The 11,736-nt window shown below is 44.9% G+C and carries 7 protein-coding genes and 7 tRNA genes; 2 read left to right on the forward strand and 12 right to left on the reverse strand.

The window, feature by feature from the left end:
* Window positions 1–546 precede the first annotated feature (546 nt).
* The 11 genes from AC5YB3_RS02505 to AC5YB3_RS02555 form a co-directional block, all read right to left on the reverse strand.
* Window positions 547–633, reverse strand: a tRNA-Leu gene (locus tag AC5YB3_RS02505).
* Window positions 634–773: 140 nt separating this feature from the next.
* Window positions 774–860, reverse strand: a tRNA-Leu gene (locus AC5YB3_RS02510).
* A gap of 49 nt (window positions 861–909) precedes the next feature.
* A tRNA-Cys gene (locus AC5YB3_RS02515) sits at window positions 910–983 on the reverse strand.
* 44 nt (window positions 984–1,027) lie between these two features.
* Window positions 1,028–1,103: transfer RNA gene (locus tag AC5YB3_RS02520), tRNA-Gly, on the reverse strand.
* Window positions 1,104–1,323: 220 nt separating this feature from the next.
* Entirely contained in the window at window positions 1,324–1,872 is a 549-nt protein-coding gene (pgsA, locus tag AC5YB3_RS02525) for a CDP-diacylglycerol--glycerol-3-phosphate 3-phosphatidyltransferase (RefSeq protein WP_006082068.1), read from the reverse strand.
* 47 nt (window positions 1,873–1,919) lie between these two features.
* Window positions 1,920–3,749, reverse strand: a complete 1,830-nt coding sequence (gene uvrC / locus AC5YB3_RS02530; RefSeq protein WP_494527216.1) for an excinuclease ABC subunit UvrC — start codon at window positions 3,747–3,749, stop codon at window positions 1,920–1,922.
* A 103-nt stretch (window positions 3,750–3,852) separates the two neighbouring features.
* Window positions 3,853–4,497, reverse strand: a complete 645-nt coding sequence (gene uvrY / locus AC5YB3_RS02535; RefSeq protein WP_006082070.1) for a UvrY/SirA/GacA family response regulator transcription factor — start codon at window positions 4,495–4,497, stop codon at window positions 3,853–3,855.
* Window positions 4,498–4,916: 419 nt separating this feature from the next.
* Window positions 4,917–5,007: transfer RNA gene (locus tag AC5YB3_RS02540), tRNA-Ser, on the reverse strand.
* Between the two features lie 551 nt (window positions 5,008–5,558).
* Window positions 5,559–5,649, reverse strand: a tRNA-Ser gene (locus tag AC5YB3_RS02545).
* Between the two features lie 181 nt (window positions 5,650–5,830).
* Window positions 5,831–7,828 carry a methyl-accepting chemotaxis protein gene (locus AC5YB3_RS02550; RefSeq protein WP_494526498.1) on the reverse strand — a complete coding sequence of 666 codons (1,998 nt, stop codon included), beginning with the start codon at window positions 7,826–7,828 and terminating at the stop codon, window positions 5,831–5,833.
* A gap of 930 nt (window positions 7,829–8,758) precedes the next feature.
* A tRNA-Ser gene (locus tag AC5YB3_RS02555) sits at window positions 8,759–8,849 on the reverse strand.
* A 221-nt stretch (window positions 8,850–9,070) separates the two neighbouring features.
* Here AC5YB3_RS02555 and AC5YB3_RS02560 point away from each other — a divergent pair.
* Window positions 9,071–10,804 carry an AAA family ATPase gene (locus AC5YB3_RS02560; protein ID WP_107404352.1) on the forward strand — a complete coding sequence of 578 codons (1,734 nt, stop codon included), beginning with the start codon at window positions 9,071–9,073 and terminating at the stop codon, window positions 10,802–10,804.
* A gap of 74 nt (window positions 10,805–10,878) precedes the next feature.
* The gene (gene fabA / locus AC5YB3_RS02565) at window positions 10,879–11,394 is read left to right on the forward strand and encodes a bifunctional 3-hydroxydecanoyl-ACP dehydratase/trans-2-decenoyl-ACP isomerase (protein ID WP_006082073.1); all 516 of its coding nucleotides are present in this window, start codon (window positions 10,879–10,881) and stop codon (window positions 11,392–11,394) included.
* A 123-nt stretch (window positions 11,395–11,517) separates the two neighbouring features.
* On the opposite strand, the gene rmf is transcribed toward fabA, so the two are convergent.
* A complete protein-coding gene (gene rmf / locus AC5YB3_RS02570) occupies window positions 11,518–11,694 on the reverse strand; it encodes a ribosome modulation factor (RefSeq protein WP_006082074.1) in 177 nt (58 codons plus the stop codon).
* Window positions 11,695–11,736 lie beyond the last annotated feature (42 nt).

An 11,736-nucleotide genomic window follows, 5' to 3' on the forward strand; every position in this document is an offset into this window, starting at 1 on the left:
TAAACCGACCTTATAGCGTTAATAAAAAGATAGGGTTAATAAAAGCGTCAGTCTTTACTGGCGCTTTTTTATGCCTAGGATTTTATCGATAGATGTTATTGATAGATTTTATTGATAGGTTTTCTATTCCTAGGTTTATCTCAAGCATAAATAGGTTAAACCAAAGCAAAAAACTCACGACCTGCGTTTCAGCCGAAATAATCTCACGCCTTATCGCTCTGACTTCTCTGCACAAAGAGTTACATCAGCATAGCTACTGGCTTGCTTCAAGTTGATGCTATCAGCTTCAAACGCACAGCTGCTGCATGATGCTATCAGTTTTCAGCACTCCCCTGACGAGCATCGCAGCATGAAGTCCTGCTAACTAAAGCTAGCGAGACTAGTCCAACACATTGATGACTATTTCTTATATCGAAAACGGTACGCCAAGCGTGTCAGTCAAGTTTGGCCTTAAATCTCTCGCGAACAACACTGACTAAATGTGGAAATCCAGATGCAAAAAAGCCCCAACTTTCGTTGAGGCTTTATGCTATTCATACAGAATAATGGTACCCGAGGCCAGACTTGAACTGGCACGCTGTTACCAGCGAGGGATTTTAAATCCCTTGTGTCTACCGATTCCACCACTCGGGCAAACTCTGAATATCAATGACGGGAATCATGTCATAAATATTATTAACTCTATGTAGCTAACGCTTAATACAAAAAACAAATCTTTAATAAAAACCTATTGAAGCTTAGGATTTTATTTTTACCATTATTATAAAAAATAATGGTACCCGAGGCCAGACTTGAACTGGCACGCTGTTACCAGCGAGGGATTTTAAATCCCTTGTGTCTACCGATTCCACCACTCGGGCAAACTCTTTATATTAACGACGGGAATCATGTCATTAATACGTTCATCTATGGAGGCGCGACCCGGAGTCGAACCGAGATCGACGGATTTGCAATCCGCAGCATAGCCATTCTGCCATCGCGCCATAGTTGCTAACTCGGATTAACCAGAATCAGACTTCAAGAATATTGGAGCGACATATCGGGTTCGAACCGATGACCTATACCTTGGCAAGGTATCGCTCTACCAACTGAGCTAATGTCGCATTTTGCTTTACTATTTACTCAAGTAAATAAGGTATTGTATTTCACCTTATCAACTGAGCGAATATCACATTTCAATATTCAGTAGCGTTAAGATTTTGTTTTCACATCGTCTCTTGTCTACGGGGTGGCATTCTACCGATTTACCACCCAGTGTCAACCGCTGTTTTATCGATAACTTACTGCTTGCACACTAAATAATCTCTTTGATTTTTTATTGCACTATTCAGCAGTCAGATCTTTCCAAGCGGCTAAAATGTAACTCATCATTGACCAAAAAGTTAATACTGCAGCGATATATAACAGCACAAACGCGGCATTGGTCATTAAAGGATTGTATTGCCAAATCAGGCCAATAATCGCCACCATTTGCGCGGCAGTCTTATATTTACCAATCCAAGACACGGCGACAGTGCCACGTTTACCAATTTCAGCCATCCATTCTCTCAACGCTGAAATGACAATCTCGCGGCCTATCATAAACAGTGCTGGCATCGTCAGCCAGATATTGGCGTATTGATCGACTAACAGCACTAAGGCTGTGATCACCATCAACTTGTCAGCGACTGGATCGAGGAAAGCACCAAAACGGGTTAATTGCTTCAATTTACGGGCAGCATAACCATCTAATGCATCCGTTAACGCCGCGAGCCAAAAAGTAAAAGCGGCAACAAAAGGGGTCCAGTCGTAGGGTAAATAAAACAGCACCACAAAGATGGGCAGTAAAAAAAGCCTGAAAAGAGTTAATGCTATAGGTAAGTTAAACGGCATGATCAAACCAGTTAGTCAAAAGCAGCGCCAATCTTGCCTTAATTTTATCACCCTCGCAATGCATCATGAATGGTTTGTGCCATTTCTATGCTGATCCCTGGTACTTTGACTAATTCCGCCACACTTGCCCCTTTCACTTCTTGCAACCCACCTAAATGCTGTAACAAAGCTTTACGGCGTTTAGGGCCAATTCCTGGAATAGATTCCAATGTGGAAGTATTGCGGGTTTTCAGGCGACGATTACGATGGCCAGCTATCGCGAATCGATGGGACTCATCGCGAATATGTTGAATAAGGTGCAACGCAGGCGAATCACCTTCGAGGGAAAAGCTGGTTTCTGTATCCCCTAAGATTAAGGTTTCGAGCCCAGGTTTACGGCCCTCGCCTTTCGCCACCCCAATGAGCTGCGGTGCTTTATCTAAATGGACAAACTTTTCATCCACTATCTTCTGGGCGATACGCAACTGCCCAAGTCCACCATCGATAAACAAAATGTCAGGGATTTTACCGCCCGCCTCAATCTTATCGAAACGTCGACTCACCGCTTGCTTCATTGCCGCGTAATCATCGCCCGGTGTAATACCCTCGATGTTATAGCGACGATATTCGCCTTTATGCGGCCCTTCCCGATTGAACACCACACAGGAGGCAACCGTGCTCTCCCCCATGGTATGACTGATATCGAAACATTCCATCCGTTGAATAGGCGTACTCAATTCAAGGATTTCCTCAAGTAACACAAAACGCTGTTCGACCGTGTTTTTATGGGACAAGCGCGTAACTACGGCATTCGTCGCATTGGTCACCGCTAACCGCAAGAAGCTTGCCCTGTCGGCGCGCACATTAGTCTTAATCGAAAACTTTTTATCTAGCGCCTCAGAAACCGCCGCTTCGAGTTCATGTAATTCTTCAAAGTTGTGGCTAATCACCACTTCTTTTGGGATCGTGCGTTGAATATCCGCATTTAAATAAAACTGCAGGATGAAAGAGCGCAGCACTTCGTCCATATCGGTTTGGGCCGGCACAGAAGGATAATAGCTGCGACTACCAAAAATTTTACCCTCGCGGATAAACAGCAAATGGAAACAGGCGATGCCCGACGAATAATGCACACCGATGACATCCATATCGCCTTTATTATTCGATACTTCCTGTTGTTCGGCGACTTTACGCAGCGCCATGATCTGATCGCGAAATCGTGCAGCTTGCTCATAAGCTTGTCGCTCAGCCGCAAGCTCCATTTTGTCAACCAAGGCGCTGATCACTTGCTGATCTTTGCCCTTTAAAAACAGGCTGGCGAGTTTCACTTGCTCGTCGTAATCAGCGTTGCTGACTTTACCCACACAGGGCGCGCTACAACGGGAAAGTTGATATTGTAAACAGGGGCGTGAGCGAGACTTGTAGTAAAGGTCGTCACATTGACGAATTGGAAACAGCTTCTGCATTAAATGCAGGCTTTCACGCACGGCGCCGCCGTTAGGATAAGGGCCAAAATAGTGGCCTTTTTCCCGCTGCGGACCACGATGATAAGCAAGCCTTGGGTGTTCGTGCTGGCTTAACAGTATGTAAGGATAAGATTTGTCATCACGCAATAAAACATTGTATTTGGGCATGTATTGCTTGATGTAATCATTCTCAAGCAACAGAGCATCGGTTTCGCTGTGGGTCAGCGTCACATCAATATGGTGTATATGCGAGACTAAGGCTTGGGTCTTAACATTAGCGAGGTTTTTACGAAAATACGAGGTAAGCCGTTTTTTGAGATCTTTGGCTTTACCCACATAAATGACGTCATTCTTGACGTCATACATGCGATAAACCCCAGCGGAGGATGAAACCGTACGTAAAAAACTTTGGGCGTTAAATTCATTCGACATCATTTACACCCACAGTTTTGCAGACTTAACACAGACAACATAGCAACATTTAACCCACGAACTCACTCGACTCAAGCCATCGATCAACGCAATCCACTTTCCATTAAAAATGGCCAGCATCCAACATTTTATAGCGAATAGCTAACCGCGTTAGCTCGACATCACCACTGATCCCCAGTTTAGCAAATAGGCGATAACGGTAGCTGTTAACGGTTTTAGGGCTTAAGTTCAGCTGCTCAGAAATATCGTTCACCTTCTCGCCGTTGGTGATCATCAACATGATCTGTAACTCACGTTCAGACAAAGACTTAAACGGGTTTTCATCGGCGGGATTAAACTGACTCAGCGCCATCTGTTGGGCAATTTCAGGGGATAAATAACGCTGGCCGCGAGAAACCTGACGTATCGCCTGCAATACTTCCGGCGGCGTCGCCCCTTTCGTCAAATAACCCGAAGCGCCAGCCTGCATGACCTTGCTCGGGAATGGATCTTCCGTGTGCACAGTCAACACAATAATTTTAGCATGGGGTTGATAACGCAGAATTTTTCGAGTGGCTTCCAGTCCGCCCATCCCAGGCATATTCATGTCCATTAAGATCACATCAGCTTCGTTTTGGCGAGCCCACTGCACCGCAGTCTCACCATCAGGGGCTTCGCCCACCACTTTGATCCCACGTTCATCTTCCAAGATGCGGCGGATCCCAGTTCTCACAAGCTCATGATCGTCAACCAAATATATCGAAATCAACTTAACCCACCTTTTACAATTTACAGCTCGATCCGCGCGTTAAACAAAGCAACACAGCTGACGGATAACGAGTTCATAAGGCTAATTTAGCCCAACAACCCCATTTCGCAAAGCATAAATTCAACATTGTTAACTAGATGATATTTAAAGAAAGGATTCCAGAATAGCATACTCATAAAAAGCGTTTAAAAACGAAGCAATAACCCAAGCATTATCAGCCTAAAACCCTTGTTGAATCGATAGTAAAGTATTTAGCAAATCGGTTGTTATTTCTTCAATATAAGCAAAAAAGCCATCGATGCAGATGGCTTTTCCGTGAAATATGGCGGAGGAGTTGTGCCTCGAATCAGGAACCTAGGGTTCAAACTGCACAAATGCAAAAACGCCGCTAATAAATTAGCGGCGTTTTTGACTAAATATGGCGGAGGAGTAGGGATTTGAACCCTAGGTGGGCTATAAACCCACGCCGGTTTTCAAGACCGGTGCATTAAACCACTCTGCCACCCCTCCGAACGAGCGAGATAATAGCGATCTCTGCTGCCACTGTAAACTTAAATTTATGCTTAATCGTGTTAATTGACTATTTCATATTCACTTAGGTCAAAAGCAGTTAAACAGTAAAGGGCTTAATCAACTTGCCAACTGACTCGAATGGATAAACGACTCACATCAAGCTTTATATATTTTGCTCAATCACACTGCCTTATAAATAAAGCAGCAGATTGAAGTCAATCAACAACAAAGCACTCTCAGTACGGATAGTTACCCGCGATAAATAAAATCCAGTCAGCACACGTCAAAAAGACATGCTGATGAGTTCTGGATCAACTAACTTAAATGTAAATAGGTAAATAATTTATGAGTCGCTGAATAGCGTTAAAAATGAAGTGTTGGGACGAGAAGCCCAAGGTGACAACTGCATAAACGGAAAAGGCCATCATTGCTGATGGCCTTTTCCGTGAAATATGGCGAAGGGGTTACGCTTAGAATGAGGAGTCTGGAGTTCAAACTGCAAAATGCAAAAAAGCCGCTAACAAATTAGCGGCTTTTTTGACTAAATATGGCGGAGGAGTAGGGATTTGAACCCTAGGTGGGCTATAAACCCACGCCGGTTTTCAAGACCGGTGCATTAAACCACTCTGCCACCCCTCCGAACGAGCGAGATAATAGCTATCTCCTACTCCGCTGTAAACCCTTAATTTAAAAAAACAATCTATATGGTCAATCTACATCCAATCCGCTTAAAAATATCGCGTTCTTTAACTTATCTTTGAGTCCCTTGTCGGTTGAAGCGCCACTTCAAGGTGACCCACTATTTATTAGGATATTAGGATTAAGCTCGATTGATATTGATTAAACGGTCAGATAATTTTTGCATCTCAAGGCTTAACGCATCGAGCGCGGTCGCATCAAGAGAGTTATCTTCACTAATACTATTAATCCGCACCGCCAACTCATTGATCTCCTGAGTCACTTGGCTTTGTTGCTGAGCGGCTAAAGCAATTTGCTGAGCTCGCTGGGAAATATCATCGAAACTTTGTACAGTACTCGATAAAGAACTGGCCGCTCCCTCAGCCTCAGCAACTGCGTGGACAGTGCGGGACTCACCTGTTTGCATCGCTTGTACCGCAAGCCGCGAAGCCGATTGCAAAGCGTTAATCATGGTACTGATTTCATTGGCGGAATCTTGAGTTCGCCCCGCAAGAGTTCGTACTTCATCGGCAACAACCGCAAAGCCACGACCCTGATCCCCCGCCCTTGCTGCTTCTATTGCCGCATTTAACGCTAACAGATTAGTTTGCTCAGAAATCGCCTTGATCACATCCAATACGGCGCCCACTTTCTGACTATCTTGAGCCAACTGGGATATCACCTTGGTCGCATTGGCGATTTCCCCCGCTAATACCTCAATGGAAGCATTGCTGGATGCCACTCGGGTTTGCCCTTCTCGCACCACAATTAAAGAAGATTGCGCTGTTGCAGCGCAATCATTAGTGTTATTTGCCACTTCCATCGCGCTTGAAGACATTTGTGTTATCGCCGCGGCGAGTTGCGCACTCTCAAGCCGCTGTTGTTCAGCACGTTGGGCTAACCTATGGCTAAGACCACTTAATTGCGTTGCCTCAAACTGAACTTTCTTCGCCTCTTGGGTGATCAAATCGAGCATTGCCCTCAGTGTACCCGCATAGGTATTTACAGCTCGACGCAAAGCGCCAACTTCATCATCCCGCTGAATTTGCAGCTCGACATTGGCGCCCAAATTACCGCTCCCAAGGGAAGCAATTTGATCTGTGGTTTCCTCAAGTTGCGCCAACAGTTTTTTACCCGACAACCAAGCCAAATAAAGTAAAATGGCGAGCAAGGGCAATAAAAACAACAAAATATCAAAGGTCAGCTCACGGGCAAGCCCTGTGACTCGGGTCTTTGGCGTCACAAGACCAATCACCCATCCGGTATCAGGCATCACAAAAAGGCTTACCTCGCTCGCCTGATTGAGTCTTCCATCCTTATCTAAACTCACTGAAATAACGTTATTAATTGAGGTTTGTTTGAGCGCAGCTTCAACGGGGGCAAGCCAAGGTAACTGCCCGACGAGTTCCGTGAAGCGCAGCATAGTGTCGGACTTATTCGCTTCAGGAAAATGTAAGATATTACCCGCTTGATCTAAAGCAAAAGCATAGCCGTCAGTTACATTGCCATGTTCTGTTAGAAATTTTGCTAAATCATCAAGTTTCAAATCTATTGTTGCGACCCCGGCAAATGTCCCCGTCAGATGATATGGCACACTGCATGTCACCATCGCCACTTTCGTAACGGTATCCTGATAGGCTTCAGACCATAAACACTGGGATACAGAACTTGTGCGTGCCCCGGTATACCAAGGATCATTGTGATAGCCAGGACCAGATTGCGCATTATAGTCATCTGAATAAGCCAGCAAATTATCGCTACCACGGGCCCAGAAAAAACTATGGCGGGTGCTTCCAGCGACAAATTTATCCGGCTCAGGCCAGATCCCGCCGCCAGCGATAGTGAGATCGCCATTATTATCAATTAGATTGGGTAAGGAATTAAGGTAAAGAGCTTGCTCGTGGGGTAACACTTCTGCGAGGTGTGCAAGGCTTAAGGTAATGCCCTCAATACTTGCAAGCTTGAGCGCGAGTTGCCTCACGATACTGCTACCGGTTTGCTCGATTAACTCTTGACTCGCCGCCACTACTCTAGGTTGCCCCCTAAGTGACATCACACCAAAAACGGCAAGTCCGGTCAGTAAAAGCAGCACTATGCTGCCCATAGTGAGCCGCTGCGAAATACGTGTTGGTAACAACATAGCTTTCTCTACTTAAAATAAGTCACCCAGATGGGAGAATTGCTCGGCCGTATGATCCTAGACAATCGAGAATCATACGTCGCACCATCCTAGTGCAAATTTTAAAGACCATAAAAACCATAAACTTGGCCACTGAGATGAGTGTAGACCATAAACAAGAAGATCGGACATAAAAGACCATCTCTGCTTCACAGAAGCAGAACTTAGAATGAGGAACCTTAATTCAAATTATACAAACCCAAAAGGCCATCATTGCTGATAGCCTTTATCGTGAATATCGCGGAGGAGCCGTGCCTCAAATCAAGAACCCAAGGGTTCAAACTGTATAAATGCAAAATGCCGCTAATTGCTTAGCGGCATTTTGACTAAATATGAGGGAGGAGCTGAGCTTAGAATGAGGAACCTTGGTTCAAATTATACAAACAAAAAAGGCCATCATTGCTGATGGCCTTTCTCGTGAATATGGCGCAGGAGCTGCGCTTAAAATCAGGAACCCAAGGGTTCAAACTGTATAAATGCAAAATGCCGCTAATTGCTTAGCGGCATTTTGACTAAATATGAGGGAGGAGCTGAGCTTAGAATGAGGAACCTTGGTTCAAATTATACAAACAAAAAAGGCCATCATTGCTGATGGCCTTTCTCGTAAGTATTGCGCAGGAGCTGCGCTTAAAATCAGGAACCCAAGGGTTCAAGCTGTATAAATGCAAAATGCCGCTAATTGCTTAGCGGCATTTTGACTAAATATGACGGAGGAGCTGAGCTTAGAATGAGTAACCTTGGTTCAAATTATACAAACAAACAAGGCCATCATTGCTGATGGCCTTTCTCGTGAAAATCGCGGAGGAGCCGTGCCTCGAATCAGGAACCCAAGGGTTCAAACTGTATAAATGCAAAAGGCCGCTAATTGCTTAGCGGCCTTTTGACTAAATATGGCGGAGGAGCAGGGATTTGAACCCTGGGTGGGCTATAAACCCACGCCGGTTTTCAAGACCGGTGCATTAAACCACTCTGCCACCCCTCCGAACGCCGAAAATAATATAAGCATACCGCTAGCTTGTAAACCTCAATTTTTAATTATTGAGCCAAATGCTCAACTTATGTTCACCACGATGTTTTTTACGGCAAATACATCGCTAGTTTCAACGAATAATCGGGCAAACAGACGTAAAAACACCTATACAGTGAGAGACTTGTCGTCTTGGTATGGTAAAATCACTGTAACTTTTCACGGTAAATGCTTATATGAATTCACTCTTGATACCCACGTCTTCACTCGCACCTGAATTTAGCCTGCCAACCCTTTCCGAAACGGCTGCCAATCTAAGCGCATTGCTCTTAGGGCAAGAGCGCACTGTGGACGCATTTAAACTCCACCAAGCTATTGTCGATCAACACTTGTATCTGGCCGATTTCCCGAGCATTGACCGCCAGTTAATGATCAAAGCCTGTATCGATAGCCTTGCACCTTTGTCCCCTGCGTATTTAGTGGCGACACGTCCGATTGATAAGGCGGTAACATTTCAGTGGCAGTCCGATAAGCCGCAGGAAAATCAAGGAAGTATTGCCGAGAAAACAACTCACTATCGCTACCTCAGTGGCAATATTCGCCGTGCAGATTTAATTGGCCGTATGGCGCAAACAGGAACAACGAGTCAGTATCAAGCTGGTGCCCTAGCCCAATGCCATTATGTGTTTATTTGCGCCGAGTCACTGTGGAAACGTGAAGGTTTATGGGAGTTAGTGATGCAAATCCTCACCCATAAAGAGTATCAAATTAGCAATAACTTAAGTTCTATTCCATTGAACTGTAAGATAGTCCTGGTTGGTGCCGGGATGATTTATAGCCAAGTCAGAACTGAAGATTGGCAATTTCAACGTCACTTTACCCTATTAGCGGAACTTGCCAGTGAAATCGACTTGGTCCGTTATAAAGAGTCACAATACGTCGCATGGCTGCAAGCTGTTGCCCAAAGTGTGGATGTCACGCTTGAACAATCAAGCTTAGCGCCACTCTTTCGCTATAGTGCACGGTTAACCGAACATCAGCGTCGCCTCAGTTTATCTATGCTCGAGTTCGCCCAGCTCATGATGCAAGCTAAAGCCTATCGTGGTAAACCGAGCATCAATGCAAGCAGTATTGAGCACGCGTTAACCCAAGCCAACTATCGTCATAACAGTTCGGAAGAATATTCGGGCCAGAGCTTCGATGACAATTTCATAAATCTGCCAACTTCGGGTGCTATGGTTGGCCAGATTAATGGCTTAACTGTGATTGATGCTATCGATTATAGCTATGGTGAACCAGCGCGTATCACGGCATCTGTTCACTACGGTGATGGTGAAGTAGCCGATATTGAAAGAAAATCTGAACTTGGCGGGAATATACATGCCAAAGGCATGATGATCCTTTCAGCCTGTTTGTACCGTATCTTTGGACGAGATGCGCCATTACACCTGAATGCCAATATCGTTTTCGAACAGTCCTATCAAGAAATTGATGGCGATAGTGCATCACTCGCAGAGTACTGTTGTTTGATGTCAGCGATTGCCGAACAACCCATTATTCAATCACTGGCGATTACCGGCGCATTGGATCAATTTGGTAATGTGCAAGCGATTGGCGGCATCAACGAGAAGATTGAAGGCTTTTTTAATCTGTGTGAACGCCGCGGACTTACGGGAGAACAAGGCGTTATTATGCCGAAGTCAAACGTATTACAGCTTAATCTCAATCCCAAAGTGATTACAGCTGTAGGCAAAGGCCTGTTTCACATCTATGCCATTGAACATATGGACCAAGCGGTTGAGCTATTAATGCAAATGCCAGCGGGTGTTGCCGATGAAGATAATGATTTCCCACATGATTCATTATATGGTCTCGTGCAGGAACGATTAGACAAGCTCGCGGGAAATGGGGAGGAGGAAATCGGCCTAATCACGAGATTACTCGCAAAATTGGGATTTTTTCGCCGCTAATTAGCTGATCGGAGTTGTTTAGCTTACACGTGTTCGCTAACCTTGGCGGCTCTTATTGCTGGAGTAGTAAAACAATGAATAAAGCAAACAGTTTCAATAAAGAAGAACTCATCGCCTGTGGCCATGGGAAATTATTTGGTCCAAACTCACCTCGTCTGCCTGTCGATAACATGCTGATGATGGATAGAATCGTCACTATCAATGATAATGGCGGCGAGTTTGGCAAAGGTGAAATTGTCGCTGAACTCGATATTAATCCAGACTTATGGTTTTTTGACTGCCACTTCATTACCGATCCCGTAATGCCAGGCTGTTTAGGCCTAGATGCCATGTGGCAACTCGTGGGCTTCTATTTAGGCTGGGAAGGCGCTGAAGGTAAAGGACGTGCACTGGGTGTAGGTGAAGTGAAGTTTACCGGCCAAGTATTACCAGGCGCGAAGAAAGTCACTTACAAGCTCAATATCAAGCGTACCATTCACCGTAAACTGGTGATGGGTATTGCAGATGCAATCCTAGAAGTGGATGGCCGTCAAATCTACAGTGCAACCGATCTAAAAGTCGGTGTCTTTAGCGATACCTCTACATTCTAATCCGTCTGACGCCAAGACACTGAAGCTATACGTACTGCAGATATAAAAATGCCCTCATCTGAGGGCAATATGCTGCATTACTTTGCTTGTTCTGGACTATTTAATTAATGAGTTAAAACTCAATTATTTATTAAATAGCCCATTAACTCGGCCATCCACACCTTCACGCCAACCGCCTAACCACTGCGATCGCGAATCAAGATTTGCATAAGGACAGAGCTCCTTAGAGCGCCCACCCACACCAGCTTGGAATCCTTTTGAAAAAGCTCTGTCTAAACGATCTCGTTTTTGTCTTTTCATGCAAGCGTCCTCTGTTCTACATAAAATAGAAGCAAAAGCTTC

The organism is Shewanella sp. 1311 (assembly GCF_059338235.1).